This window comes from Rothia sp. HMSC069D01, assembly GCF_001810135.1.
Classification (GTDB): Bacteria; Actinomycetota; Actinomycetes; order Actinomycetales; family Micrococcaceae; genus Rothia.
In genome coordinates this window covers 684,329-709,670 of the sequence record NZ_KV800108.1, presented here as the reverse complement: position 1 = coordinate 709,670, position 25,342 = coordinate 684,329, and the positions used below count along the sequence as shown (strand labels likewise).

The following is a 25,342-nucleotide window of genomic DNA, read 5'->3' as shown; positions in this document are numbered from 1 at the left end:
AGTAAGTGAGAAATATGACTGCCACCTACAACGAATCGGTCTCCGCACCGACTCAGGGCGCAACGGGTCGTATTGCCCGCGTCATCGGCCCCGTGGTCGACGTCGAGTTCCCCGCCGGTCAGGTCCCCGAGATTTACAACGCTCTGACCACCGAGCTGACCCTCGACGGTCGCACCCGCACCATCACCTTCGAGACCGCACAGCACCTGGGCGACTCGATCGTTCGCGCTATCTCCCTGCAGCAGACTGACGGCCTGGTCCGCGGTCAGGCTGTAGTCGACACCGGCGCACCGATCTCCGTCCCCGTTGGTGACGGCGTGAAGGGCCACATTTTCAACGTTCTTGGTGACGCACTCGACGTGCCGAACTCCGAGATTAAGGCTGACACCTACTGGCCGATTCACCGTGCCGCTCCCGGCTTCGCAGAGCTGGAAGGCTCCACCGAAATGCTGGAGACCGGTATTAAGTCCATCGACCTTCTGACCCCCTACATCAAGGGCGGTAAGATCGGTCTGTTCGGTGGTGCAGGCGTGGGTAAGACCGTGCTGATCCAGGAAATGATTACCCGTGTGGCTCGTAACTTCGGTGGTACCTCCGTGTTCACCGGTGTTGGCGAGCGTACCCGTGAGGGTAACGACCTGTGGGTCGAAATGGAAGAAGCAGGCGTTCTGAAGGACACCGCTCTTGTGTTCGGCCAGATGGATGAGCCCCCGGGAACCCGTCTGCGCGTGGCACTGACCGGTCTGACCATGGCGGAGTACTTCCGCGATGTTCAGAACCAGGACGTGCTGCTGTTCATCGACAACATCTTCCGTTTCACTCAGGCAGGTTCTGAGGTTTCCACCCTGCTGGGCCGCATGCCCTCCGCAGTGGGTTACCAGCCGAACCTGGCGGACGAAATGGGTCTGCTGCAGGAGCGTATTACCTCCACCCGTGGTCACTCCATCACCTCCATGCAGGCAATTTACGTGCCTGCGGATGACTACACCGACCCGGCGCCGGCAACCACCTTCGCGCACCTGGATGCGACCACCGAGCTCTCTCGTGAAATCGCATCGCGCGGTCTGTACCCGGCAATTGACCCGCTGTCCTCCACCTCCCGAATTCTGGACGCACAGTACATCGGTCAGGAGCACTACGACACCGCAATTCGCGTGAAGGCTATTCTGCAGGAAAACAAGGAACTGCAGGACATCATCGCGATTCTGGGTGTGGACGAGCTCTCCGAGGAGCAGAAGATCGTCGTGGCACGTGCACGTCGTATCGAGCAGTTCCTCTCCCAGAACACCTACACTGCAAAGCAGTTCACCGGTGTCGAGGGTTCGACCGTTCCGCTGAAGGACACCATCGAGTCCTTCCAGATGATCTGCAACGGCGATGTCGACCACATCCCCGAGCAGGCGTTCTACAACATTGGTGGTATGGACGACGTTATGCGCCGCTACGAGGAAATCAAGGCACAGACTGGAGCTAAGTAATCATGGCTCTGAAAGTTGAAGTTGTTTCCCGCGAACGCGTCGTGTGGACTGGCGAAGCGGAGTACGTTCGTGCACGCTCCGTCAGCGGTGACCTCGGCATCCTGCCGGGTATGATCCCCACCTGCACGCTGCTGGCACAGGACGGCGAGCTGCTCATTGAACCCGTTGATGGTGAGCCCATTAAGACCATCCTCAACGCAGGTTTCTTGACCGTCTCGAACGATCACGTGACCATCGTTGCAAAGCACGCAGAGATCTAAAGCCAGTTCCCCGTAAGGGGAATTGACCACTGTGTACACCTCGCCGGTGTTCCTCCCCGAAAGGGGCGGGCACCGGCGATTGGTGTATCTGGGGTAGAGCGTGTGCGCAGAAAGAGCGCGCGTGCAGAACGACAGCGTGCATAGAAAGAGCACGCGCAGAACGACTACGTGTGTAGAAAGATGATGTGCACAGAAAAGGGGCGCCTCCCATGTATCGGGAGGCGCCCCTCAAGCTATGTGTAGCCGCTTAGCTAGAGCCGTTTAGAACAGGCCGGTCAGCTAGAACAGGCGGTCAGCCGAATCGTCCACGCCGCGCATCGCGTCGTAGTCCAGGCTCACGCAGCGGATACCGCGGTCCTCAGCCAGGGTACGAGCCTGCGGCTTAATCGTCTGCGCCGCAAACACGCCGCGCACCGGTGCCAGCAGCGGGTCACGGTTGAGCAGCTCCAGGTAACGGGTCAGCTGCTCCACACCGTCAATATCGCCCACACGCTTGAGCTCGACCGCCACGGAGACGCCGTGCGCATCCTTCGCCATGATGTCTACCGGACCGATAGCGGTCGGGTACTCGCGGCGCACCAGCGAATAGCCCTCACCCAGAGTGTGGATCTGCTCGGCCAGCAGGCGCTGCAGGTCAGCTTCCACACCGTCCTTAATGAGGCCGGGGTCAACACCCAGGTCGGTGGCGTGCTCGTGCTCAATCTTGTAGATACGAATCATGAGGCGATCATCGCTCTTAGCTGCCTGAACGGTCCACAGCTGCTGAACATCGGACTCCAGGTCCTCACGGATGCTCTGCGGAACGTCCTCACGCTCAGCCACCAGCAGGGAGCAGGGAGGGCTCATCCAGTTCAGAGGCTTGTAGGAACCGCCGTCGGAGTGAATGAGGACGGAGCCGTCATTCTTGACCATCAGCAGGCGGGTAGCGCGGGGCAGGTGGGCGCGGAGGCGGCCCTCATAATCTACGGAGCATTCAGCAATGACAATACGCATCCGTCCACTCTAGCAGGTACGAGTGTTTGGCTCTAGCAGGTGAGGGTATGAGATAGGGAACCTGAGCTTGGTACAGGTCGCGGACGGGGCACAGCAGGGAAGTACGGCACAGAGCGGGGGAGTACCGCCTCAACATGAGTACCACGCCAGTATGTGGAAGAGCGTAGAGCGAACAGCGGCAGGACCGATAGGTAGAGATAGCTGAGCGGCGCGGTAGAATAGGGCTCATGGCACGTAAGAATCATCCCGGCAGGCGAGCATCCGGCACCACCAGCGATAAGTGGCACCGTCAAGCACCCGCAGGGCGTGATATCAGCAGGATCCTCGACCCTGCGCCCCGATTGGAACGTGACCGATACGGTGACTGGCTGGTGCAATACATTCCCGCCGTCAACGCCCAAAAAACCTACACCTGCCCCGAATGCTACCGCCCGATTCCGCCCAGAACAGCGCACCTGGTGGTGTGGCAAGAAAGCCACACGATGGGCCGTAGCCGCGCCATTGACGAGCGCAGGCACTGGCATCAGCATTGCTGGCGCACCCGCCGCAAATAGGCTGAACACTGCACTTGAGGTGCAGCCTAAGACTACATTCTTGACCAAAACCACATTCTCGAATCCAATTCTTGAAGGAACGCAATGAGCAACACCGCCGATATCACTCGCGAGCAGGAATTCGATCCCGCCCGCTACGTCTTCAGCACCGCTGCTGAGCCCACCCCCATTAAGGCACGTACTGTGCTTCCTGCACGCCGCGAGAACTTCACCGTCATCACCGCGGACGGTAAGCGCCTCGTCGGTGAACTCGCCCTGCCCGAAGGCGAAATCAAGGCAACCCTGGTGACCTTCCACCCGCTGCCCACCCACGGCGGCTACATGGACTCGCACGTGTACAAGAAGGCTTCCTTCCGCCTGCCGGCGCTGTCGAACATCGCGGTGCTGCGTTTCAACACTCGCGGCACCTCCTCGATTCGCGGCACCAGCGAAGGTGTCTTTGACGGCGGCTTTGCCGAGAAGAAGGACTTTGACGCAATCCTGAAGTTTGTACGCGAGCGTGCCCTGCCGAACCCCTGGCTGGTCGGCTGGTCCTTCGGCACCGAGCTGGTGCTCAAGTACGCGCCCGAATACGCGAACGAGTTCACCGGCGCCATTCTGCTCTCCCCGCCGTTGCACCGCGTGCACCCGGCTGAGCTGGACGAGTGGAACAAGATCTCGAACCCGCTGTACGCGCTGGTGCCCGAGCATGACGACTACCTGCAGCCTCCGGCAGCGCGTGAGCGTTTCGCGGCTGTACCGCGTACTCGGGTAATTCCCTTCGAGGGTTGCAAGCACCTGTGGGTGGGCGAGAAGTCCGTGCAGCAGGTCCTGAACACTATTGTCAGCATCGTAACCGGTGTGCCCACTGAACTGCCCACCGAGTACAACGGCCCGGTGGCAGAAGAAATTACTGAGCTCTAAAGGTTTGGCATAAAAACACAGCGTAAAAACACTGCATAAAAATATCAAGGCGGCGGCTTTGGATAGAACATCCAAAGCCGCCGCCTTATGTCTTAAACGCCTGCTCGGTGGAAGAGCCGTGAGCGCGTAGAGAACCTAGAGGGGACTCTACAGCTGGGAGGCGACTACAACTGGGCGGTGACTATAGTTGGTCCTGGCGAGGAATGAACACCTCACGCACCAGAATCAGCATGGAAGCCGCCACCGGAATAGCAATCAGCGCGCCCAGCACGCCCCATAGCGCGCCACCGGCAGCCACCGAAATAATCGCAACACCGGCAGGGACCGACACAGCGCGAGCCATAATACGCGGAGAAATCAGGTACGCCTCCACCTGCAAGTACAGGAAGTACGCCACCGCAAACCACAGCGCCAGACTCCAACCCTGAGTCAGCAGAATCAGCGAGGTCAAAATCAGCGCAATCACGCCACCAACCAGCGGAATGAACGCCAGAATCATAACGACCAAAGCCATCAACTGCGGGAAGCTAAAGCCCAAGAACAACATTATGAAGAATGCGAAGAGGGCGTTCAGAATGGCTACCATCGCCTGGCCCATCACGTAGTTACCCACCGACTCAGTAATCTTGTCGGTAATGTACTTGACACGCACACGCTTAGACGCCGGCGCCAAACGCACACCCCACGCCTTAATCGTGTCCATCGACGTGAGGAAGTACAGGGACAGGAACAGCACAATAATCACGCCGGTCACGCTCTGCGCCAGGGTAGAACCCGCAGAAACCAGGCTCGACATGAAGCTATTGACCTGCGAAGAGGAGAACGTCGACTCCAAGAACTTAGGGACGTTCTCATTCACCCAGGTGCTGATGCTAAAACGCTGATCAAGCTCGTGGTACCAATCAGAATCAATCGTGTTCTGATAAATACCCGGCGCGTACTGCACAAACTTAGACGCCTGCTCGCTAATGACCGGGCCAATCGTCATCACCAGACCGGTCACAGCGCCAGCAAAACCAGCAAGCACAGCAATCACGCCGATACCGCGCTTAATGCCCCAAGACTCCAGGCGGCGCACAATCGGGTCCAGACCCAGAGCAATGAAAATAGCACCGGTCACCCAACCCACCAGGGCACCCACATTATTGAAAATGTAGTAGGCGAAGAGCGCCAGACCCACGCCCACGGTCATGAGGAAACCAAAAGCGACCGGGTTATGCATCATCGAGGTCTTGCCGTTGCCGACCACCTTCGGTGCGGGAGGCGCATCCTCAGAAGCGGCGGGAACCACCGGAATGGTATCCGTAGGAGGCATAGAAGCGCGGCGGCGGTTGGAACGCACCTGGCTAATGCTTTCGGTCAGCTCGCTGAAGGTCTCCGTTAGCTGATCGGTGAGGGATTCCTTCTTGCGCGTCTCGGGGGACGATGTCGTCTCTGCGGGAGCTTCTGAGGCTTTCTTCTCGCTCATGCTCTTCCTTTCCGAATCATTCCGGGTATTTTTTCTCTACTGTGCCATTCTACCGGCTGGTTTACTTTGTTACGGCGTCCACGGTGAATCCCAAGGACAGGGGAGTGCATGTGGGAGAGATATTTGCGGGACGGATCGGGCAATAGCCCAAACGCTATCCCCGGCATGAGCTCAGAGCGTAGGCGACAGAGAACGGGCGCTCGCAACGGTGCGTTGTGGGGATAATAGAGGAAGGAACGCGTGAAGGATTTAGCCCGCACGCAACAATAGGTACAGAACGTAAAGGAGCCCAGGATGAGCATTATTTTTGATCCGGCAGACCGCGGCGCATCCCAGAACGCGGCACAGGGTCATGTCGCGCAGGGTGGTGCAGCGCAGAACGGGGCAGCGCAGGAGATTCCCGCCTCCGTACGCAACGCCATGGAACTAAACCCCAACGCGGCACAGTCTGCTGGCGAACAGGGCGGCGAGCAGACCCCCTCCGCTCCCACCTGGCGCTACGAGGTCAACACCCCCGAAGAGTTCCAGAAGTTCGTTCAGCTCTCCAGCCAGGGTGCCGTAATTTTTGCGCTCTACGCGCCGCACTCGCCCTCCTCCCTGCAGATGCTCGAAGGCGTGCAGAAGCTCGTCGACTCCGCCGCAGGCACCATGATTTGCGCCGCCGTGGACGTTACCAAGCTCCCCGAAGCTGCCCAGGTATTCGGCGTGAGCGGCGTGCCCGCGGGCGTTGCCGTTCTGGCGGGCCGCCCGGCACCGATTTACACCGGCCCGGTCAGCGCAGAAGACCTCGGCGATGTACTCTCCCAGGTTCTGCAGCTCGCGGCACAGTACCAGCTGCCCGGCGGCTTCGACCCGGTCGTTCCCGACGATGAAAAGCCCCTGCCGCCCCTGCACGCAGAAGCCGTCGCCGCCCTCGACCGCGGCGACCTGGAGGGTGCCCGCGCCGCATACCGCAAGGCAATCACCGAGAACCCCGGCGATAAGGAAGCGAAGCTCGGCCTGGAACAGGTTGAACTGCTCGCCCGCGTGAAGGACCTGGACATGGCAACCGAACGTGCGGCGGCCGCGGCAGACCCCATGAACATTGAGGCGGCGTTCAACGTAGCCGACCTGGACTTGGTCGGTGGCCACGTGGAGGACGCGTACAACCGTCTGCTGCGCCTGTTCAGCGCGGTAGGTCCCGACGATAAGGCGCGTGTGCGCGAGCGCCTCGTGCAGCTTTTCGACGTGGTGGGTGCATCTGACCCGCGCACCGTCAAGGCGCGTGCGGCACTTACCATGGCGCTGTTCTAAAAACGGCTGTCACCCCGGAAACCTCTTGAGCCGGTCTAACCGGCTGAAACGTTGAATACGGACGGGCTATCGTCTACCCCTGCACTCGGGCTGTAGGGTAGGCGGTAGCCCGTTCTGCATTTGCGGTTTTCGGCGGTTTTGAGGGTGGGGAGAGCTTATCGACTCAACCTGTCTGATAGCGCGGCTGGATGGTATCTATAGCACTCCGGAATGTCCATAATATGCGTTGTGAGTACTTAATAATGCAGGTTTCATCACCAAACCTGCTAGACCTCATGGGGGGGTGGTAGGGTAAAAATATGAACACTAGTCACTTTCCCCAGGACCCGAACCCGCAAGAACCAGGTTCACCGCAGAACCCGGTACAAGAGACCAACCCGGTACTAGAGACCACAGTAGAGGCAACCCCCGCCGCGGCAGTACCTCAAGCTATAGTCCCCGAATTTGCAGCGCCGGAAGCTACAAACCTCGAGCCTGTAGCGCCGGAAGCTGTAGTTCCCGCATCGGTAGCACCGCAGCTACCCGTCACCCCGCAGACTATACCTGCAGCTGGCGCTCGCCCCGCCATCGAAATCCGCGGCCTCACCAAGGCATTCGGTCAGAAGGTCGCCGTCGACCGCATCAACCTCGACATCCCCTCCGGATCCTTCTACGGACTGGTCGGCCGCAACGGCGCCGGTAAAACCACCACCATCTCCATGGTCACCGGCATGCTCAAGCCCAATGAAGGCACCGCCTACGTGCGCGGCATCGACATGTGGGCCGACCCGCTCAAGGCCAAAGCGCACCTGGGTGTGCTGCCCGACGGCGTGCATCTCTTCGACAAGCTCACCGGCGAGCAGCTCATCACCTACTCCGGCTACCTACACGGCATCGATAAGGAAACCGTCGCCTCCCGCGTCAAGGACCTGCTCGCCGCAATGGACCTGACCGACGCTGCGGGTCGTGCCGTTGCCGATTACTCCGCCGGTATGACCAAGAAGATTGCGCTCGCCGCCGCCCTTGTCCACGCGCCCTCCGTGCTGATTCTGGATGAGCCCTTCGAGGCGGTCGACCCGGTTTCTGCCGCTAATATTCAGGACATTCTGCGTGGCTTCGTTGCTTCCGGCGGTACCGTCGTCATCTCCTCGCACGTGATGGACCTTGTCCAGCGCCTGTGCGACCACGTAGCCGTCATGGACTCCGGCCGTATTCTCGCCGCCGGAACCGTCGACGAAGTACGCGCCGGCATGAGCCTTGAAGAACGATTCGTGCAGCTGGTCGGCGGCCGCACCTCCTCGGAAGGATTGTCATGGTTGGGCACCTCGTCTCACTAAAGTGGCAGTATGTGCTCGCCGCCTTCCGCCGTAGCATCTGGGCGCTCATCGGCCTGATTTTTGCGGCGCTCTACGCGGGCGGTATGCTCTTCGGCCTCGGCTCCGCATACTTTATCGCTAACTCGGAGGTACCCGAATACGGTCAGCTCGGAACCCTCCTGGTAGGCGCGGTTATTGCGCTCGCCTGGGCTATTGTCCCCATTTTCTTTAGCGGACTGGACGGCACCCTGGACGAGAGCCGATTCGTGCTCTTCCCCATCAAGCCCTCCACCCTGCAGAAGGGCCAGTTCCTCGGCGGGTTCGTGGGTATCCCCGGCATTGCCAGCATCATTGCCGTGCTGCTGGGTGCGATCGCGTTTATATCGCAACCGCTCGCGCTGGTCGTGTACCTCATCTGCTGCGTGCTCGGCCTTGCGAACCTCATGGTGTGGGCTCGTCTCGCCAACCGCCTGGGCATGGCGCTGAATGATAACCCGCGCATCGCCAACACCCTGATGATCGTTGCCATGCTACTGATGATGAGCGCCGGCTTTATCTTCGGTGGAACGATAACCTACCTGACCAAGCACTGGGAAGAGGTGCTGCCCTACCTGCCGTGGCTCAGCGTGACGCCCTTCGGGTCGGCATTTGCGGTGCCCTACTTTATGGCGACCGGCAATATGGGCACCGCCCTTGGTTGCCTGGCTCTGACCCTCGTCTACCTGGCTGGCGGATGGTGGCTGTGGGGTAAGAACCTGGCACGCTCCATGGCGAATGTGGGCGGTAGCGCGCACCACGCGAGCGCAGCTGAAGTCGCCGCGGGTGATTTGGGTCTGTTGGCACGGTTCCCCGCAACCCCGCGTGGTGCCGTGGCGGCACGAACCCTGCACTCATTTCTGAAAGACAACCGTCTGCAGCTGCTGACCGCAAGCACCGCCATGCTTTACCTGATACTGACGGTGGCTATGCCCCTGTTCCTGAGCTCTGTAGGCTCCTTCGAAAGTCGGGCCAGTTTTAACGGCGTCAACGCGGCTGAAGCTAACCAGATCATCAATAGCGGCGTGATGCAGCTCTTCGGATTCTGGATGTACTTCTGCACCGTCTTCACCGGCTACTACATGTGCTACCTCGTCTCCTACGACAACACCGCATTCAGCCTGCACGTGCTCTCCCCGCTACGCGGTATTGACGATCGTCTCGGCCGTCTCTGGGGTTACAGCATCCTGATGGTTCCGATCGTGGTGGTGATGGTGTTCGTCGCCTCAGCGGCAAATGGACACCTGGAGCTTTTCCCCATCGTGCTGATGCACCAGCTGGGCGTGCTCGCCGCAGCGGCTGGTATGGGCAGCGTGATGGACACCTTCATTAGCCCGCCCGTGGCGCCTCCGGGTGCTAACCCGTTCAAGAACCCGAAGAACAATGAGGGCTTCGCTAATCAGTTGCTGCTCATGCTCACCGTAATTCTGGTGATGCTCAGCGCGCTACCCGGCGGTATCTCGGTTGTTGTGTACATTTTCGTGACCCAAGATCTACTAACCCTCGTCTACGGTGGCTTGATTCAGCTGCTGATTGGTGCCGCACTGCTCGTGGGCGGCGTGGCATGGGGCGGTCACCGCTACGACAAGGTCAGCTCCAAGATGCTGGAGCGTGTGGCACGCTTCCAGGCGAACTAACAAGAGTCGAAGCTCCAGCACATCAGGAATAAACGAGAGGGGTTCCGTGTTAGGTACTAAGCCTGGCACGGAACCCCTTTTCTGTGCCGCCCGAACTTCTAGCGGAAAGAAGCTCACCGCAATACCTAAGAGTCTATGGTTGAGCTGTGGCCTGCCTCCATATTGACCACCCGGGGGCTCAGCACCTCCCAACTGCTACTAAAATAGAGAAAGTGCTGATCACCCAACCGTGCAGCGGCACCCCTCACCCTATGTATCCCACCTCATCATCAAGGAGAAACATGAGCTCGATCGAAGGCATCGAAGACCCCTTTGGCCCCGGAACCGCAGGCGGCACCGCCCTGCTCGAACGCGAAGAAACCCAGCTTTCTGAGCCCGGCGACCACGAGCGCTTCTCCCACTACGTACGCAAGGAAAAGATCCTCGAATCGGCGCTGACCGGTGAACCCGTACGCGCCCTCTGCGGCAAAATGTGGGTACCCGGCCGTGACCCGCAGAAGTTCCCCGTCTGCCCCCAGTGCAAGGAAATCTACGAAGGCCTCGCACCCGGCAACGACGGCGACAACGGCTCCGGCGAATAATACGCGCCAGACGACACGCTTCAGACAACACAACCGGGGCGATACAACCTGGGCGATACGCCTGAATAAATACGAATAAATAACACGCCGCAGCAGCAAGACTCAACGGCCCAACACCGCTCATGAGACTTTGCTGACGAGCACCAAATTCTTGCACCACAGCCCGGCCCAACCCGCGGATGTGGTGCTAGAATTTAACCTCGCTGTGCCCAGACCGCCAGAGCGACAGAAACACCAGAGCATCAGGAACACCAGAGTGCCGCCTCCTAACGGGGGAGAGGCGCCTGCGCTGAGTCATCTTGCTCTGAGCAGGCAGAGGGAACCAGCAGAGGCAGACGAGGAAGAAGGAGAGAATGAGCGCACCCGCAGAGGAACCCACACTATTCGACAGTATGGTGAAGCCGAAGCTCTCCCCGGCATACCCCGACCGCGCCCCCTGGGGTACTTCCGTCAGCCTGCGCGCATGGCAGGCAGAAGCCATGCAGAAGTACTTCGAAACCAACCCCCGCGACTTCATGGCGGTCGCAACCCCCGGCGCGGGTAAAACCACTTTCGCGCTGACCCTCACCAAGGAACTATTCAACCGCGGCACTGTCCGCCAGCTCATCGTTGTGGCGCCGACCGACCACCTGAAGAAGCAGTGGGCGGACGCCGCCGCGAAGGTCGGCATTCCTATTGACCCGAACTTTAAGAACGCGGACGTGACCATCAGCCGCCACTACAAGGGCGTGGCGCTGACCTATGCGCAGGTGGCGAATAAGCCGCAGCTGCACGCCCGCAACACCGAGGCGTCGAAGACCCTCGTGATTTTTGACGAGATTCACCACGCCGGCGACTCCCTTTCCTGGGGTGACGGCCTGCGTGAAGCGTTTGACGATGCGACCCGCCGCGTGGCGCTGACCGGTACCCCGTTTCGTTCGGATACCTCCCCGATTCCGTTCGTCACCTACGAGGTCGACAACGACGGTATTCGCCGCTCCAAGGCTGACTACTCGTACGGTTACGGCCCCGCGCTCAAAGACCACGTGGTGCGCCCGGTCATCTTCATGGCGTACTCGGGCCAGATGCGTTGGCGTACCTCCGCAGGTGAGGAAATGGCGGCAAACCTGGGTGAGGGCTTCACCAAGGACATCACCTCCCAGGCGTGGCGAACCGCCCTCGACCCCAACGGCGAATGGATTCCGACCGTGCTCGCCGCCGCCGACAAGCGCCTGACCGAGGTGCGCCGCACCGTGCCCGACGCCGGTGCGCTCGTCATCGCCACCGACCATGCGGACGCCAAAGCCTACGCCGAACAGCTGCAGAAAATCACCGGCGAATACCCCGCCGTGATCCTCTCGGACGACCGCGAAGCCTCCGCGAAAATTGATGAGTTCCGTGAGGGCATGCAGCGCTGGATGGTCGCCGTGCGCATGGTGTCCGAAGGTGTGGACGTGCCCCGCCTCGCCGTGGGCGTGTACGCCACCAGCACCAGCACCCCGCTGTTCTTCGCCCAGGCTATCGGACGTTTCGTGCGTGCCCGCAAGCGCGGCGAAACCGCATCCGTGTTCCTGCCGTCGGTGCCGCAGCTGATGATGCTCGCCAATGACATGGAGGTCGAGCGCGACCACGCCCTCGACCGCGGCGCACCCCAGGAAATCGACCCCATGGTTGAGGGCCTGGACGACCACCTGCTCGAAGAAGCAAACCGCGAGGAGCGCGCCTCCGAGCAGTTGGCACGCGGCAAGTTCGAGGCGCTCGGCTCCGAGGCGTCCTTCCACGGTGTGCTGTTCGACGGCGCCGAGTTCGCCTCCGGCAACCTTGCCGTGGGCAGTGAGGAGGAGCAGGACTTCCTGGGTATTCCGGGCCTGCTGGATGCCGAACAGGTCGGTACGCTGTTGCGAGCGCATCAGCGTGAGCACGCGGCACGCCGCCCGGCGACTGCGGCACCTTCGGTGGTGGATCACCGCCAGTTGAAGGAGCTACGCAATAAGTTGGCGAAGAACGTGGCGGCGTGGTCGATTCGTTCGGGTCAGCCGCACGGCGTGATTCATAATGAGCTGCGTAAGATTTGTGGCGGCCCGGCGGTCGCGCAGGCTTCTGCAGAACAGATTCAGGCGCGTCTCGATAAGCTGTCGGACTGGTTCGTAGGCCGACGCTAGAAGGTGGATAGAACGTATAGAGAAGCCCCGCGAGTGAGTGCGCTCGCGGGGCTTCTTGCGTATGTAGGGTACCTGTAGTTCTTTGAGTGGTTTTTACCTGAAGGTTTTCTTAGGTGCTTAAAAGCACATACGCGGAGAAATAAGTCGGTTAGATAGTGGGAATAGGTGGTTCTTAAAAAACTTAATGTTGGTTTTTGCTCCCTAATTTGAGAAAAACATCGCCTGAAGGTTGTTTATGGGAGGAGCATCAGAGGGATTTAGGGGAGAAATGTGTGTGAATAAAAGTTCAAGTACTGGTTGAACACTGCATGTCAAAGTGGGTTTATGGAAGATTATGTGCGTTTTTCGCTTGAAATTTTAATACGGGGGGGGGGTATGCTTTCTCCAAGTGTTGGGTTTCCCTGTGCTTTTGAAGCTGACCTTTGTGTTTTTTGATCTTCTGGGCGTGCAGGGGCTGACGCTTGTATAGAAACATCATGCATTCACTCTCTTCTGCACGCTATCTTCACTTTTTGTGTGCGTCTGCCCTGCGTGGATTTATCGGCCGCGTTCTTGGTGGGAGTGAATGCCCAAGACATCACTCTCGAAGGACATACATGTCTACTAACATTTCTCGCCGCAAGGTTGTTGCTGGCGCAGCATGGGCTGCTCCGGTTGTTGCAGCATCTGCTGCGGTTCCCGCTTTCGCATCTTCTACTGAGTGCGCGTACGCATCTGCTCCCAAGTTCAACATCTCCGGTCAGCCTTCCGGTGCTAAGAACACTCAGAAGTTCACCGTTCCCGCTAAGGTCGACAAGATTCGCTTCGAGGTTGCCGGTGGTGCAGGTGGCGGTTCCTCGTCGGTTAACGGTGGTTCCGGTGCTCTTGTTGTGGGTGAAATTCCCGTCAAGGAAGGCCAGGTTATTGAGCTGGTCGCTGCTGCCGGTGGTGTGGCTTACCTGGAGCGCGTTTATGGTGCGGAGGTTCCCGCGAACCCGAAGGAGGAGCAGAAGTACTACATCTGGGCTACCCGTCCCGCAACCGGTGGTGAAGGCTACGGTAACGGTGGTGACGTAAACGCTCAGGCAATGCCTGCAGACGCTAAGGCTCTGGTTGACGCAAAGTACGCTCCTCACTCCGATATGAAGGCAGCCCTGTACGGTGGCTCCGGCGGTGGCTCCTCCGCTCTGGTCATCGATGGCAAGGTTGTTGCCCTCGCGGGTGGCGGTGGCGGTGCGGGTATCCGTACCCAGCCCGGTACCAACAATGTTCTGGCGAAGATGCGTAATAAGACGGATTCTGCAGGTAAGGTTATCGGTCAGGAACCCAACCCCTTCTTCAACCCCAACGCGAAGGACACTGGCACCACCACTCTGGGTGACAAGTCGAACATCTCCGTTCTGCCTGCTGGTGCTAGCGCATCCGCAGCAACCGGTGGCGACGCAGAGACCTCCGTCTCCTGGTACACCCACCTGAAGGATGCATCCGGTAAGCGTACCCCCACCTCTGCAATGGAGGTCGCTGGCGGTAAGGGTGGCGGCAATGGCACCGGTGGTACCGGTGGCGAGAAGCCTCGCCTGTACGCTCTGGCTAACGTCTTCGGTGTGCTTGGCTTCACGAGCCAGAACAACCAGGTTATCTTCAGCTCCTCCACCGCTGGCGACCAGGGCGGTGCAGGCTTCGACGGTAAGGGTGCAGATGGCGTCTTCGCATACTCCTACCAGGTTGATAACCACCCTGACGAGCCGCGTGAATCTATCCCCGTCACTAACCAGGAAGCTATCGCTGCAGGTGTAGTTAAGGGTGACGAAAAGGGTGGCCTTGAGGTTATCGCTGCTCAGAAGAGCTTCAATGGTCACCAGACTGTTGTCTCCGCAGGTGGTGGCGCTGGCTACGGTGGCGGTGGCTCCGGTGCTGCTCGCGCACTTTCCTCGATCCTGACCGGTGAAAAGTGGAACGGTAACACTGCTGCTAAGGGTGGTGTCCGCCAGAATGTTGGTGCGCTGGTTCAGGCTGGTGCAGGTGGCGCAGGTGGCTCCTACGTTGCTCCCTCTGTCGCTGAAGGCTCTATCTCCTCCGCTAACAACGCTGCAAAGGAATCCGGCGTTCGTAACCCCGGTTACGTGAAGGTCACCCTCTGCGAGCGCTCCTAATAGCGTGCTTATCCGAGTCTCCCTCTTGGGTTGCTCGGTGGGTTAGACACTAACCCTTCCGGTTCTCCCGCTCCTGAAATCTCATCAGGAGTGGGAGAACCGGCCCCTAAGTTTTAGTCCCCCAGATGTGCATCCGCGCGTATCTGGCATGAGGACTGTGTGCTTCTCTGGCGAGTGGTCTCTTGGTGTATTTTGGCCACTCACGGAGAATGCCATTGAGTGATGTCTCGTTGAGTCTCAACGATGAAACCAATGGCTTTTGAGGAAAAGGTTGGTAGTAATGCGCCAACCTGAAGGCCCGCAGGCACTTCGGTGTCTGCGGGCCTTCGCTATACCCCGGAAATGCCGGGTTGAGCGGGGGCATAGCGCGGCGAGTTGAGAATGTTTTTCGGGGTCTATACTCTATAAAATGAATATTGCACTCAGTGCACAATGGTGTAAATTATTCACTCTACTCAACCCGTACCCTCAGCCCTCATGAAAGAAAACCTCATGCCCCACAACGCACACCCCACCCGCCGCACCATCCTCACCGGCGCAGCCTGGGCACTGCCCATCATCGCAACCTCCGCCGCCGTACCCGCATACGCCGCCAACGGCGCGCAGACCGGCACCTCCCACACCATCAAGGGACAGGCAAACGGCCGCAAGACCGTCAAAACCTTCACCGTCCCGGCGGGCGTACGCGAACTCAGCTTCACCCTCACCGGCGGCGCTGGCGGCACCGTCATGGCACGCAGCCAGGGCGGATGCGGCGCCAAGGTCACCGGCACCGTCAGTGTCACCCCCGGCGCAACCGTAGAAATCGTCGCGGCAGCCGGCGGTATCGGCGTGCTTGAGCGCGTCACCCGCAACGGCGCAAGCTGGAACGAATCCAAGCCCGCAACCGGCGGTGAAGGCTACGGCAAGGGTGGCTCCTCCGCCGCTCAGGTCACCGTTCCCGCAGGTCCGAAGGCTATTATCGACACGGCAAATCCCCGCACCTACGGCAACCCCACTGCAGGCGACGGCGCACCCCACACTCACTTCAAGCGCAGCATTTACGCCGCATCCGGTGGCGGCTCCTCTGCACTGCTGGTCAACGGCACCGTGGTTGCTATCGCAGCAGGTGGCGGCGGCGGACATGTGCGTAACTCCAGCTCCACCGCACCGCTGCCCGGCTCCAGCTACGCCATTAGCCCGGTCTGCGGCCTGGAATGGGTACGCGGCGGCTCCGGCGGCAATGCAGAAGCCTCCATGGGCTATGAAGGTGCCGCCGCAAGCGACGCCTACAGCGTCGAGGCGAACCTGCAGATCATCGCAACCCCCGGCACGGGTGGCTCCGGCGGTCGAGGCGGCATGGGTGCTATCGCAGACCCCCTGCCCACCGGTGACCACGGTCTGGTCGGCTTCGGCTCCCAGAACAAGCAGGTCATCCACAGCACCAGTACCGCGGGCGCAACCGGCGGTAGCGGCTTCAATGCGAACGGTGCGGACGGCGTGGGCGCGTACGCCTACCAGTATGACAAGAACGACCCGAAGAACCTGACCGGTACCGCAACCGCACGAACCACCAGCATCACCATCAGCAAGAACTTCTTCGGCTACCAGACCGTAGTGTCTGCTGGTGGCGGTGCAGGCTACGGTGGTGGCGGCTCCGGCGTGGCGAACGCGGTTTCGGCAATCATCATCTCGCAGCAGTGGTGCAACAACCCGAAAAACCCGCGCCGCGCGGTCGGCTACGTTCAGCAGGGCGGCGCCGGTGGTGCAGGCGGATCCTACCTGGCGCCGAGCGTGCGTAACGGCGCGATCGTCGGCACTAAGGAGGTGCCGGCCGGCCCGAACGTGCGCGTGAACGGCATGGCGGAGGTCCGCTTTAAGTAAGCGGCTCAATCTGCTACATAACCGCAGAGGTTTCATGACCTCGGCTGGTTGCAGACACGCTAGGTTATGGGCATGCTAGAGGCGGGGAGCCTGGGATGTACTATCCCAGGCTCCCCGCCTCTGTATATTCAACGCCTCTGTATCTTTAGTACCCGCCTGAAATGGCGAGTTACCTACAACGATAGTGGAGGTTAGAGAACCTCAACCACCTCGACACCCTCATCTTCAAGCTCGGCAACCACGTCGTCGAGCTTGTCCTCGTGCACGGGCGCGGTCAGGTCAAGCAGCACGCGAGTCTCGTAGCCTGCATCGACCGCATCGCGAGCGGTTGCCGACACACAATAATCGGTGGCGATACCGACAACATCGACGAACTCGATACCGCGCTCATCCAGCCACTCCGACAGGGGAGTCTGCGGACCGTCCTCGGATGCATCCGCACCGGGCTCGTGCTCGCCGGTTGCGACTTCATCCTCGGGGGCGAGAAGCCCCTCAAAACCCGAGTAGGCTGCCTCGAAGCGGCCCTTGCGGAAGTACGCCTCAATGTAGTCGGTGTCCAGGTTCTCGTGAATCTGCGCGCCTTCGCTCTTGGCGACGCAGTGCACCGGCCAGGAGTCAACGTAGTCGGGGGTGTCAGAGAAGTGTGAACCCGGATCAATATGCCAGTCCTGGGTGGCGACAATCGCGTCGTAGCGGTGGTGGTTGTTCTCCACGTATTCGCTAATCAGCGCGGCAACGTCCGCACCGCGCTCGGTGGCGAGGGCGCCGCCGGCGCAGAAATCGTTCTGCACATCAACAATAATCAGTGCCTTAGACATGTCTGTCCTTTACAAGTAGGAATGAGTTTTCACTCTGATTCGCCAGGTGAAAACAGTATCTCAGAAGGGTGGTTTAGATGAACTCGGTAGGAATGATTGGCTCACCCTCCGAGAGGCGGCGGGCAGCTTCCGGAAGCTCAGCCAGGGAGGCTGCGTGGCGGGCGGTCGCGCGGCGCACGCCTTCCTCACCGGTGAAGCCGGGGAGCAGCTCGCCGTTGCGGACGAAGTCCACCATGAGCGGGCGGGTGTCCTCGAGCAGGCTCGGGTCCTCGTGGGTGCCCAGAACCTCGGCGGTCGCAATGCCCATGCTGTTGAGGCGGCGGGCCGCACGCTTGGCGCCACCGATGGACGCCTTGCCAGCCGACGCCTTAGCGACCGGCTGCATTTCACCGGCGGAGTTCTCACGCTCAACGACCTTGTACACCATGGAGGAGGTCGGCGCGCCGGAACCGGTGACCAGCTTGGTGCCCACGCCGTAGGAGTCCACGGGTGCTGCCGCCAGGGATGCGATGGCGTACTCGTCCAGGTCGCTGGTGACGGTGATCTTGGTGTGGGTGTTGCCAAGCGAGTCGAGCAGTTCACGCACACGTGCCGCGGTGGCAACCAGGTCGCCGGAGTCCAGGCGCACGCCGCCAAGCTCTTCGCCCGCGAGTTCCACGCCGAGGCGGACTGCCTCGTCCACATTGTAGGTGTCGACGAGCAGGGTGGTGCGGGCACCGAGGGAACGCAACTGCGCCTCGAACGCTTCACGTTCGCTGTCGTGCAGCAGGGTGAAGGCGTGGGCGCTGGTGCCGATGGTGTGCAGGCCGTAGCGCAGACCAGCCTCCAGGTTGGAGGTGCCCGCGAAGCCGGCAATCACGGCGGCGCGTGCGGCGGAGACGGCGGCGCGTTCGTGGGCGCGGCGCGAACCCATTTCGAGGCAGGGGCGGTTGCCTGCGGCTGCGCTCATGCGGGAGGCGGCGCTCGCCACGGCGGAGTCAAAGTTCAGGATGGACAGCAGGTAGGTTTCGAGGACGCATGCTTCGGCGAAGGTGCCTTCGACCTGCATGACGGGGGAGTGGGGGAAGAACGCTTCGCCTTCTGCGTAGCCGCGGATGTTACCGCTGAAGGTGAAGGATTCGAGGTAGGAAAGGGTTTCTTTGTTGACGATGTTGCGGGAGGAGAGGAAGGAGAGTTCTTCGTCGTTGAAGCGGAAGTCTGCGAGGCCTTCGAGGAATCGGCCGGTGCCTGCGAGGACGCCGTAGCGGCGGCCCGCGGGCAGGCGGCGGGTGAAGACTTCGAAGGTGCACTTACGGTTGGCTGCGCCGGAGGCGAGTGCCGCCTGGAGCATGGTCAGTTCATAGTGATCGGTGAGAAGAGAGGTAGTAGCCATGTGTTTATTGTAGTGGGGGATTAGGGTATTTTTCCTCTTGAGTCGGCGTGTCAATCACTACATAAAGTATTCTTGACTCTAAGTGCTGTAGTATGACAAATTACCAGCACTGTGCGCGGGAGCAACGCAGGACGAACATCGCAGTAGCGCAGGACGAACACAGGGGCCACACAGGGGCAACACATACCCGCCCGTATAATCAAAGGGAACCGGCCGCAAAGGAAACCAATGAACACTACCGCCGTGACCCTCTCTACCGGAACCCTCGAGGACACCGACCTCGACACCGCCCTGGAGAACATCCTCGCCACAGACACCCCCTGGAAAGTCATCGTCTGGAACGACCCCGTCAACCTCATGACCTACGTGTCCTACGTCTTCCGCAGTCACTTTGGCTATTCCCGCGCCCGCGCCGAAGAGCTCATGCTGCAGGTGCACAACAACGGCAAGGCAATCGTCTTCACCGGCTCGCGCGAAGACGCCGAAAAACATACCCAGGCAATGCACGCCTGGGGTCTGCTGGCAACCTTCGAGAAAGTAGAAAACTAATGGCGCGACCCTTCCGCCGCACCCCCGGAGGCTACACCGCCTCCTTCGAACCCGCCGAACGCGACCTGATCCGTGAACTCGCCGAAGACGTGCGCGCGCTACTGCGCCCGGCAGATACCACCGCCGACGGCGGCACCGTCGACCCGCTGGAGGCGCTGGTCGGCATCACCGAAAACCCCATCATTCCCGCCGACAGTGCCGTAGCACGCCTGCTCCCCGCCGCAAGCAGCAACGACGAGGCCGCCACCGAATACCGCCGCTACACCGAACGCGACCTGCGCGAAACCAAACGCGCGAACCTCGCCATGCTTGCCTTCGACATTGAGTCCAGCGACCTGCGCCTGAACGAAGAACACGCCCGCGCCTGGGCTGCCGCGCTCGGCGATATTCGCCTGGTGCTCGCCGACCGCCTCTACATCGTGGACGAAGACACCGCAGAAGATATTGCGGCGTTCACCGACCCTTCCGAGATCGAGACCCAAGAAGAGTACATGGCTGTGGTGTACAACTTCATCTCCTGGGTTCAGGACTCGCTCATGCTCGCCATGCTCGACGGGCTGGACGACGAAGAAACGACCGGCGGAGTATTTGGCGGGGAAAATGGCGGGGCAGACGAGCAAGAATAGAACGAATTTTTCAAATTTCCCTCAAACTACCGTCATATACAACCACATAATGGTGGTTCTCGACTCATCTAACCGCTCAACGGACTAAAAGGGTAACCTTAGCGAGTTAGCATAGAACGTGGTACCCGACCGATAACGAAGTGTAGGTGACACATGAGTGACAGCATTGATGCAACCAATCCCTACCGTGCCCGCACCCCCTGGGGAAGCCCAGCGCCCGTAGGCCCCACCGCCGCGGCACCCATCGGCGTCTTCGACTCCGGCGTTGGTGGACTTACCGTGGCACGCGCCATCATGGACCAGCTGCCTCACGAACGCATCATTTACGTCGGCGACACCGCCCACGGCCCCTACGGCCCCCTCAAAATCGCAGAAGTACGCGCCAACGCGCTGCGCATCATGGATGAACTCGTCGACTCCGGCGTGAAAATGCTCGTCATCGCCTGCAACACCGCCTCCGCAGCGGTGCTCCGCGACGCCCGCGAACGCTACACCCGCCAGTACGGCATCCCCGTCATTGAGGTGATTCAGCCCGCCGCCCGCCGTGCGCTCGCCGCAACCCGCAACCGCAAGATCGGCGTGATTGCGACGGAGGCGACCGTCACCTCCCGCGCCTACGAGGACACTTTCGCGATCACCCCGAACCTTGAGGTGCACTCGGTAGCGTGCCCGCGCTTCGTGGAGTTCGTGGAGAAGGGCATTACCTCCGGCCCCGAGCTGCTGGAGACCGCCCGCGAGTACCTGCAGCCGCTCAAGGACGCCGGCGTGGACACCCTCGTGCTCGGCTGTACCCACTACCCGCTGCTGGCCGGCGTGATTTCCTACATTATGGGTGAGGACGTCACCCTGGTGTCCTCCGCGGATGAGACCGCGAAGGACGTGTACCGCGAACTGCTCAACCACGCCATTGAAAGCCCGGTCCCCACGGAAAACCCGCACCACGAATTCCTCGCCACCGGCGAATCTGAGACGTTCTCGCAGCTGGCGCGCCGCTTCCTTGGCCCCGAGGTCACCAACGTGCGCCACACCAGCTCCGTGGCGGAACGCTACCCGACCGGCTCGCTGGCGGCACTCACTCCCGAAATGCTTGCGGCACACCGCAGCATTACCCTCGACGAATCGGCAGATCCTGCAGAGGCAGCACACACTGTCGCGGGCACCGAATTTTCTGGCACCACCCCTAAGGACGACACCTCATGCGTCTAACCGTTATCGGTTGCACGGGCTCCTTTCCCGGCCCCGTCTCACCGGCTAGTTGCTACATGCTCACCGCCACGGACTTCGCGGGTCGAACCTGGCGCATCATCATGGACATGGGCAACGGCTCCCTCGGCATGCTCCAGCGCCATATCGACCTGAGCGATATCGACGCGATTCTGATTTCGCACCTGCACCCGGACCACTGCATCGACCTGTCCGGTCTGCACGTGGCGGTCAAGTGGGATCCGCGCGGCTGGCCCAAGGGCCGCATTCCGCTGTACGGTCCCGCCGCGATTAACGAGTACCTTTCGGCGACTCACGGCCTGGACCCTGATCCGGGCATGAGCACCGAGTTTGAGTACCACACCTGGACTGAGGGTGAGCCCGTGCAGATTGGCCCCTTCCGCGTGGAGCCGTTCCGCGTGGTTCACCCCTCGAAGGACCCGTACGCGTTGCGCATCACCTGCAACGACCGCGAGGGCCACACAGTGTTCTCGTACTCGGGCGATACCGACCTGTGCGAGGGCCTGGTCAAGGCTGCGCGCGGTGCCGACCTGTTCCTGTGCGAGGCTGCCTACCAGGAGGGCCGCGATGACGCCCTGCGCGGTATTCACCTGACCGGTAAGCGTGCCGGTGAGGCAGCGCAGGAGGCGGGCGTGCGTAACCTGCTACTGACCCACCTGCCCGTGTGGAACGACCCGGACATCGCCCGCGCGGAGGCGCGCAGCGCCTTCTCCGGCCCGGTCGGCATTGCCGAAATGGCGGCAAGCTACCGCATCTACCCGCGCCCGACGGAGGCTCACCCGGTCACGTCCACCCTGAACGTGGTGGAGGTGCTCGATCCGCCGCTGAACACCGCGATTGCGCTGCCCAAGCCCGAGCTGGACTAGACCAAACCCGAGCTGGACTAGACCAAACCGAGCTAGGCTAAAACGAGCTGGACTAGTGCAAACTGCGCTCAGCTCCGCCTGCCTTTCGACATAGAGTCAACAGACAGACACAGATTCCGCAGACAGATTCAAGGAGAACCCATGACTGCAACCCGCGAAGACGGCCGCGCCCTCAACGAGCTGCGCCCCATCACCATTACCCGCGGCTGGTCCCGCAACGCTGAGGGCTCCGCCCTCATCGAGTTCGGCAACACCCGCGTGCTGTGCACCGCATCCTTCACTGAGGGCGTGCCGCGCTGGCTCAAGGGCGAAGGTAAGGGCTGGGTGACCGCCGAGTACGCGATGCTGCCGCGCGCCACCAACACCCGTTCTTCTCGCGAGTCGCTCAAGGGCCGCGTGGGTGGCCGCACCCACGAGATTTCTCGCCTGATTGGTCGCTCCCTGCGTGCGGTCATCAACATGGATGAGCTGGGCGAGAACACCATCGTGCTTGACTGTGACGTTCTGCAGGCTGACGGCGGCACCCGCACCGCCTCCATCACCGGCGCGTACGTGGCGCTGGCTGACGCTATTTCTTGGGCGAAGGAGCAGAAGATTCTGCCCGCTAAGGCGAACCCGCTGATCGATTCGGTGTCCGCAATTTCGGTGGGCATTATTGACGGCACCCCCATGCTGGACCTGCCCTACACCGAGGACGTTCGCGCCGAGACCGACATGAACGTGGTCGTCACCGGTAGCGGCAAGTTCGTTGAGGTTCAGGGCACCGCCGAGGGTGCACCTTTCGACCGCGACGAGCTCAACAGCCTGCTCGACCTGGCGCTGGAAGGCACCGCTGAGCTGGCTCAGATTCAGCGTGAAGCACTGGCACACTAACCCGTCCCAGTAACTAGTTCCGTCGACAAGGAGAAACTATGGCAGACGCAAAGATCGTTCTGGCAAGCCACAATAAGGGCAAGCTCAAGGAACTGCGTGAAATTCTGCGCGGACGCATTGACGGCCTGGACGTTGACACCCAGGTGGTTGACGCCTCCAGCGTGAACGCCCCCGACGTTCCCGAGACCGGCGTGACCTTCGCGGAGAACTCCCTGCTGAAGGCGCGCGCTGTTGCCGAGGCAACCGGCCTGGTCGCTATTGCTGACGATTCCGGTCTGTCGGTGGATGTGCTCAACGGCGCTCCCGGTATTTTCTCGGCACGCTGGGCGGGTAGCCACGGCGATGACTCCGCGAACCTGAACCTGCTGCTGGCTCAGCTGAGCGATATTTCTGCCGAGCACCGCGGCGCGAAGTTCTGCTGCGCGGCGTCGGTTGCCTCCCCGAGCGGTTTTGAGGCGGTCGAGTACGGCGAGCTGCCCGGCGAGTTGCTGACCGCACCGGCGGGGGAGGGCGGCTTCGGTTACGACCCGATTCTGCGTCCCGTGGAACTGAACGGTGAGAACGCCCTGTACGAGGGGCAGTACGCTGGCAAGTCGTGCGCTGAGATTCCCGCCGAGATTAAGAACTCGATTAGCCACCGTGCGCGTGCTTTTGAGGCGCTGATTCCTCAGATTGCTGCCGCGCTGACCTCCTAAAACCGCTGTCTAAAACCTCTGTCTAAAACCGTCGCTGAGGCGCCAGAGCCTACTCGCTGCGCCGCTCTCACTGTGCCGCTCTGTTGGGTGGAAACGCGGGGTTGGGTGCGATTTTTTCACGCATCCCTCTAAAATCCCCCACAGGGATACCAATTAAAGGCACAATAGTGTGAGAAGCTTTACCTCAAGGTTAGTGACACCAAAGAAACTCGTCTGTTGAAGGTACCTTCGGCAGGCGAGTTTTGTTGTTGAAGAGCATTTCAACGGTGCATCTGTCAACGGGGCACCTACCCGATGCCCGCCGGTCACCGACCGCGGTAGAAAAACCTGCAGCGAAAGAGACACACTGATGCTCATCCTTCTTCTGCTGATGGCACTCGCCCTTGCCGCCGGATGCTGGGCGTACTCCTACGTGTGGCGCGGCCTGAACCGCCGCGTCATTGCCGCCGTGAAGGTGGTCGACCCGATGATTACGCTCGGCCCGTACGTCATGGCGGCGTGGGTGGCGTTCATGGCTCTGATCGCCACGAATATCTGGGCGACCGGAACCCTGCACACTGTGCTGACGATTATTTTCTGCGTGGTTGCCGCAGGGTGCCTCGGCTGGGCTGGATTCTGGCTGCTCATGCACTGCCTGGGCGGGCAGACTCCGGGCAAACGCCCGATGTGGTGGCGTGAGGCGGTTGCCGCGAAGTTCGCCTGGCGTAACCTCTCGCGCATGCCCGCCTACCTGGGTGCTCGCACCAGCATCCTGCCGGTGGAGAACCCGCACCTGACCAAGCCGTATTCGGGATCGTGGACTCGCCCGCTCGGTGCGACCATGCCCGGGTACAGCTCCAACGGCGAGTTTATTGAGGGCTTTGACGAGTTCGGCCGCAAGATGCCGCGCCTCTACCCGGTGGGCCCCGAACCGACCATTTTTGAGATGGCGCGCTGGGGTAAATCGGTCAGCTCCGATCAGCTGCTGACGACCTTCCTGCCGACGGCTCCGTTTGAGCGTCTGCGTCTGCCCGGCACCATGACGGGCCCCTTCACCTTTGCGGGGGAGGTGCCGCACGGTGCGGTGACGAAGTGGCCTCGCCGCAGCGGTGCGAACCGCGCCTTCGGATCCTACGCTCGTCTGGGTGAAATCACCGAACGCAAGGTGGAGCTGCTGGTCGACCACCGCATCATTGCGGCATTGCAGACCACCCGCGAAAGCTACGAACGCCGCCACAGCTGGATGCTCGCCTTCACCGATATTGCAGACGGCGACTTCACGATGGACGCCGATGAGAACGGCAACCTGCGCATCACCTTCGGCATGATTACCGAGGGCTACGAGACTCCGTGGGTCTTCACCAGCACCCTGAAAGACAGCCCGCGCCTGCGCCGCAAGGTACGCCACGCCATGAGGGAACGCCGCGTGCTCAAGCAGAGCAGCGGCGAGCTGATGGACTGGTACTTCGTGCCGAAGCTCAGCGAATTCCCGCACGGCCCGGTCACGAACGAGCTTCCCGAAGAGTTCTACTTCAAGTCCAATATCATGGTCACGAACCGTCACGAGAGCTCCTCGCGCGCCTCGGGTGAGGCTCACTAGGGCAGTGCCACTGCTATGAGGCGCCCAGAGTGGACACCTCAGAAACGCATCCTAAAAATTCAGACATCCACGCACCGGCTGCTACTCCATAGGGGAGTGGTAGCCG

General features: G+C 60.9%; 22 protein-coding genes. 18 read left to right on the top strand and 4 right to left on the bottom strand.

Going from position 1 to position 25,342, the window contains the following annotated elements:
* Positions 1–14: 14 nt before the first annotated feature.
* On the top strand, positions 15–1,478 hold the full coding sequence (gene atpD / locus HMPREF2710_RS07275; protein ID WP_005507810.1) for a F0F1 ATP synthase subunit beta: 1,464 nt from the start codon (positions 15–17) through the stop codon (positions 1,476–1,478).
* 2 nt (positions 1,479–1,480) lie between these two features.
* Complete coding sequence (locus tag HMPREF2710_RS07270) at positions 1,481–1,738, top strand: F0F1 ATP synthase subunit delta/epsilon (RefSeq protein WP_049363883.1); 258 nt, start codon at positions 1,481–1,483, stop codon at positions 1,736–1,738.
* Positions 1,739–2,017: 279 nt separating this feature from the next.
* Here the strand turns inward: HMPREF2710_RS07270 and nucS are convergent, their stop codons facing one another.
* The gene (nucS, locus tag HMPREF2710_RS07265; protein ID WP_005506450.1) at positions 2,018–2,731 is read right to left on the bottom strand and encodes an endonuclease NucS; all 714 of its coding nucleotides are present in this window, start codon (positions 2,729–2,731) and stop codon (positions 2,018–2,020) included.
* Positions 2,732–2,958: 227 nt separating this feature from the next.
* On the opposite strand from nucS, the gene HMPREF2710_RS09295 reads away from it, so the two are divergent.
* Positions 2,959–3,285, top strand: a complete 327-nt coding sequence (locus tag HMPREF2710_RS09295) for an ATP/GTP-binding protein (RefSeq protein ID WP_080562540.1) — start codon at positions 2,959–2,961, stop codon at positions 3,283–3,285.
* Positions 3,286–3,369: 84 nt separating this feature from the next.
* The gene (locus HMPREF2710_RS07260; RefSeq protein WP_070543285.1) at positions 3,370–4,188 is read left to right on the top strand and encodes an alpha/beta hydrolase; all 819 of its coding nucleotides are present in this window, start codon (positions 3,370–3,372) and stop codon (positions 4,186–4,188) included.
* 181 nt (positions 4,189–4,369) lie between these two features.
* Here the strand turns inward: HMPREF2710_RS07260 and HMPREF2710_RS07255 are convergent, their stop codons facing one another.
* Positions 4,370–5,656 carry an AI-2E family transporter gene (locus tag HMPREF2710_RS07255; protein ID WP_049347476.1) on the bottom strand — a complete coding sequence of 429 codons (1,287 nt, stop codon included), beginning with the start codon at positions 5,654–5,656 and terminating at the stop codon, positions 4,370–4,372.
* 294 nt (positions 5,657–5,950) lie between these two features.
* Here HMPREF2710_RS07255 and HMPREF2710_RS07250 point away from each other — a divergent pair, with 294 nt between their 5' ends.
* From HMPREF2710_RS07250 to HMPREF2710_RS07220, 7 genes are all read left to right on the top strand, one after another.
* Positions 5,951–6,949, top strand: a complete 999-nt coding sequence (locus HMPREF2710_RS07250; RefSeq protein ID WP_070600366.1) for a co-chaperone YbbN — start codon at positions 5,951–5,953, stop codon at positions 6,947–6,949.
* Positions 6,950–7,248: 299 nt separating this feature from the next.
* A complete protein-coding gene (locus tag HMPREF2710_RS07245) occupies positions 7,249–8,265 on the top strand; it encodes an ABC transporter ATP-binding protein (RefSeq protein ID WP_070600364.1) in 1,017 nt (338 codons plus the stop codon).
* Positions 8,241–9,917 (top strand): transporter, encoded by a 1,677-nt coding sequence (locus tag HMPREF2710_RS07240; protein ID WP_070600362.1) that lies wholly within the window; start codon positions 8,241–8,243, stop codon positions 9,915–9,917. The genes HMPREF2710_RS07245 and HMPREF2710_RS07240 overlap by 25 nt, the downstream gene beginning before the upstream one ends.
* Before the next feature lie 281 nt (positions 9,918–10,198).
* The gene (locus HMPREF2710_RS07235; protein WP_005506434.1) at positions 10,199–10,498 is read left to right on the top strand and encodes a DUF3039 domain-containing protein; all 300 of its coding nucleotides are present in this window, start codon (positions 10,199–10,201) and stop codon (positions 10,496–10,498) included.
* Positions 10,499–10,851: 353 nt separating this feature from the next.
* Positions 10,852–12,639, top strand: coding sequence for a DEAD/DEAH box helicase (locus HMPREF2710_RS07230; RefSeq protein WP_070600360.1), 1,788 nt, complete (start codon positions 10,852–10,854; stop codon positions 12,637–12,639).
* Positions 12,640–13,235: 596 nt separating this feature from the next.
* The gene (locus HMPREF2710_RS07225; RefSeq protein ID WP_070600358.1) at positions 13,236–14,771 is read left to right on the top strand and encodes a transcriptional initiation protein Tat; all 1,536 of its coding nucleotides are present in this window, start codon (positions 13,236–13,238) and stop codon (positions 14,769–14,771) included.
* A 492-nt stretch (positions 14,772–15,263) separates the two neighbouring features.
* Positions 15,264–16,634 (top strand): hypothetical protein, encoded by a 1,371-nt coding sequence (locus HMPREF2710_RS07220; RefSeq protein WP_070600356.1) that lies wholly within the window; start codon positions 15,264–15,266, stop codon positions 16,632–16,634.
* A 191-nt stretch (positions 16,635–16,825) separates the two neighbouring features.
* On the opposite strand, the gene HMPREF2710_RS07215 is transcribed toward HMPREF2710_RS07220, so the two are convergent.
* Together HMPREF2710_RS07215 and HMPREF2710_RS07210 are read right to left on the bottom strand one after the other, a co-directional pair.
* Positions 16,826–17,452, bottom strand: coding sequence for an isochorismatase family protein (locus HMPREF2710_RS07215; protein WP_070600355.1), 627 nt, complete (start codon positions 17,450–17,452; stop codon positions 16,826–16,828).
* A 73-nt stretch (positions 17,453–17,525) separates the two neighbouring features.
* Positions 17,526–18,824, bottom strand: a complete 1,299-nt coding sequence (locus HMPREF2710_RS07210; RefSeq protein ID WP_070600351.1) for a nicotinate phosphoribosyltransferase — start codon at positions 18,822–18,824, stop codon at positions 17,526–17,528.
* Positions 18,825–19,052: 228 nt separating this feature from the next.
* Between HMPREF2710_RS07210 and clpS the strand changes: the two genes are divergently transcribed.
* The 7 genes from clpS to HMPREF2710_RS07175 all read left to right on the top strand — a co-directional run bounded on the left by clpS (position 19,053) and on the right by HMPREF2710_RS07175 (position 25,236).
* Entirely contained in the window at positions 19,053–19,373 is a 321-nt protein-coding gene (gene clpS / locus HMPREF2710_RS07205) for an ATP-dependent Clp protease adapter ClpS (protein WP_005507825.1), read from the top strand.
* Positions 19,373–19,999 carry a DUF2017 domain-containing protein gene (locus HMPREF2710_RS07200; RefSeq protein WP_049362041.1) on the top strand — a complete coding sequence of 209 codons (627 nt, stop codon included), beginning with the start codon at positions 19,373–19,375 and terminating at the stop codon, positions 19,997–19,999. Before clpS ends, HMPREF2710_RS07200 begins: the two co-directional genes overlap by 1 nt.
* 153 nt (positions 20,000–20,152) lie before the next feature.
* Positions 20,153–21,205 (top strand): glutamate racemase, encoded by a 1,053-nt coding sequence (gene murI, locus HMPREF2710_RS07195; protein ID WP_070600349.1) that lies wholly within the window; start codon positions 20,153–20,155, stop codon positions 21,203–21,205.
* Positions 21,196–22,089 (top strand): MBL fold metallo-hydrolase, encoded by an 894-nt coding sequence (locus HMPREF2710_RS07190; protein WP_070600348.1) that lies wholly within the window; start codon positions 21,196–21,198, stop codon positions 22,087–22,089. The genes murI and HMPREF2710_RS07190 overlap by 10 nt, the downstream gene beginning before the upstream one ends.
* Positions 22,090–22,230: 141 nt before the next feature.
* The gene (gene rph / locus HMPREF2710_RS07185; protein WP_005506419.1) at positions 22,231–22,962 is read left to right on the top strand and encodes a ribonuclease PH; all 732 of its coding nucleotides are present in this window, start codon (positions 22,231–22,233) and stop codon (positions 22,960–22,962) included.
* A 38-nt stretch (positions 22,963–23,000) separates the two neighbouring features.
* Positions 23,001–23,657 (top strand): non-canonical purine NTP pyrophosphatase, encoded by a 657-nt coding sequence (locus tag HMPREF2710_RS07180; protein ID WP_049337375.1) that lies wholly within the window; start codon positions 23,001–23,003, stop codon positions 23,655–23,657.
* 349 nt (positions 23,658–24,006) lie between these two features.
* Complete coding sequence (locus tag HMPREF2710_RS07175; RefSeq protein WP_070600345.1) at positions 24,007–25,236, top strand: RDD family protein; 1,230 nt, start codon at positions 24,007–24,009, stop codon at positions 25,234–25,236.
* Positions 25,237–25,342: the final 106 nt, after the last annotated feature.

Coding starts and splice junctions, on each gene's coding strand:
- atpD (WP_005507810.1), top strand. CDS start 15: ATGACTGCCACCTACAACGAATCGGTCTCCGCACCGACTCAGGGCGCA.
- HMPREF2710_RS07270 (WP_049363883.1), top strand. CDS start 1,481: ATGGCTCTGAAAGTTGAAGTTGTTTCCCGCGAACGCGTCGTGTGGACT.
- nucS (WP_005506450.1), bottom strand. CDS start 2,731: ATGCGTATTGTCATTGCTGAATGCTCCGTAGATTATGAGGGCCGCCTC.
- HMPREF2710_RS09295 (WP_080562540.1), top strand. CDS start 2,959: ATGGCACGTAAGAATCATCCCGGCAGGCGAGCATCCGGCACCACCAGC.
- HMPREF2710_RS07260 (WP_070543285.1), top strand. CDS start 3,370: ATGAGCAACACCGCCGATATCACTCGCGAGCAGGAATTCGATCCCGCC.
- HMPREF2710_RS07255 (WP_049347476.1), bottom strand. CDS start 5,656: ATGAGCGAGAAGAAAGCCTCAGAAGCTCCCGCAGAGACGACATCGTCC.
- HMPREF2710_RS07250 (WP_070600366.1), top strand. CDS start 5,951: ATGAGCATTATTTTTGATCCGGCAGACCGCGGCGCATCCCAGAACGCG.
- HMPREF2710_RS07245 (WP_070600364.1), top strand. CDS start 7,249: ATGAACACTAGTCACTTTCCCCAGGACCCGAACCCGCAAGAACCAGGT.
- HMPREF2710_RS07240 (WP_070600362.1), top strand. CDS start 8,241: ATGGTTGGGCACCTCGTCTCACTAAAGTGGCAGTATGTGCTCGCCGCC.
- HMPREF2710_RS07235 (WP_005506434.1), top strand. CDS start 10,199: ATGAGCTCGATCGAAGGCATCGAAGACCCCTTTGGCCCCGGAACCGCA.
- HMPREF2710_RS07230 (WP_070600360.1), top strand. CDS start 10,852: ATGAGCGCACCCGCAGAGGAACCCACACTATTCGACAGTATGGTGAAG.
- HMPREF2710_RS07225 (WP_070600358.1), top strand. CDS start 13,236: ATGTCTACTAACATTTCTCGCCGCAAGGTTGTTGCTGGCGCAGCATGG.
- HMPREF2710_RS07220 (WP_070600356.1), top strand. CDS start 15,264: ATGCCCCACAACGCACACCCCACCCGCCGCACCATCCTCACCGGCGCA.
- HMPREF2710_RS07215 (WP_070600355.1), bottom strand. CDS start 17,452: ATGTCTAAGGCACTGATTATTGTTGATGTGCAGAACGATTTCTGCGCC.
- HMPREF2710_RS07210 (WP_070600351.1), bottom strand. CDS start 18,824: ATGGCTACTACCTCTCTTCTCACCGATCACTATGAACTGACCATGCTC.
- clpS (WP_005507825.1), top strand. CDS start 19,053: ATGAACACTACCGCCGTGACCCTCTCTACCGGAACCCTCGAGGACACC.
- HMPREF2710_RS07200 (WP_049362041.1), top strand. CDS start 19,373: ATGGCGCGACCCTTCCGCCGCACCCCCGGAGGCTACACCGCCTCCTTC.
- murI (WP_070600349.1), top strand. CDS start 20,153: ATGAGTGACAGCATTGATGCAACCAATCCCTACCGTGCCCGCACCCCC.
- HMPREF2710_RS07190 (WP_070600348.1), top strand. CDS start 21,196: ATGCGTCTAACCGTTATCGGTTGCACGGGCTCCTTTCCCGGCCCCGTC.
- rph (WP_005506419.1), top strand. CDS start 22,231: ATGACTGCAACCCGCGAAGACGGCCGCGCCCTCAACGAGCTGCGCCCC.
- HMPREF2710_RS07180 (WP_049337375.1), top strand. CDS start 23,001: ATGGCAGACGCAAAGATCGTTCTGGCAAGCCACAATAAGGGCAAGCTC.
- HMPREF2710_RS07175 (WP_070600345.1), top strand. CDS start 24,007: ATGCTCATCCTTCTTCTGCTGATGGCACTCGCCCTTGCCGCCGGATGC.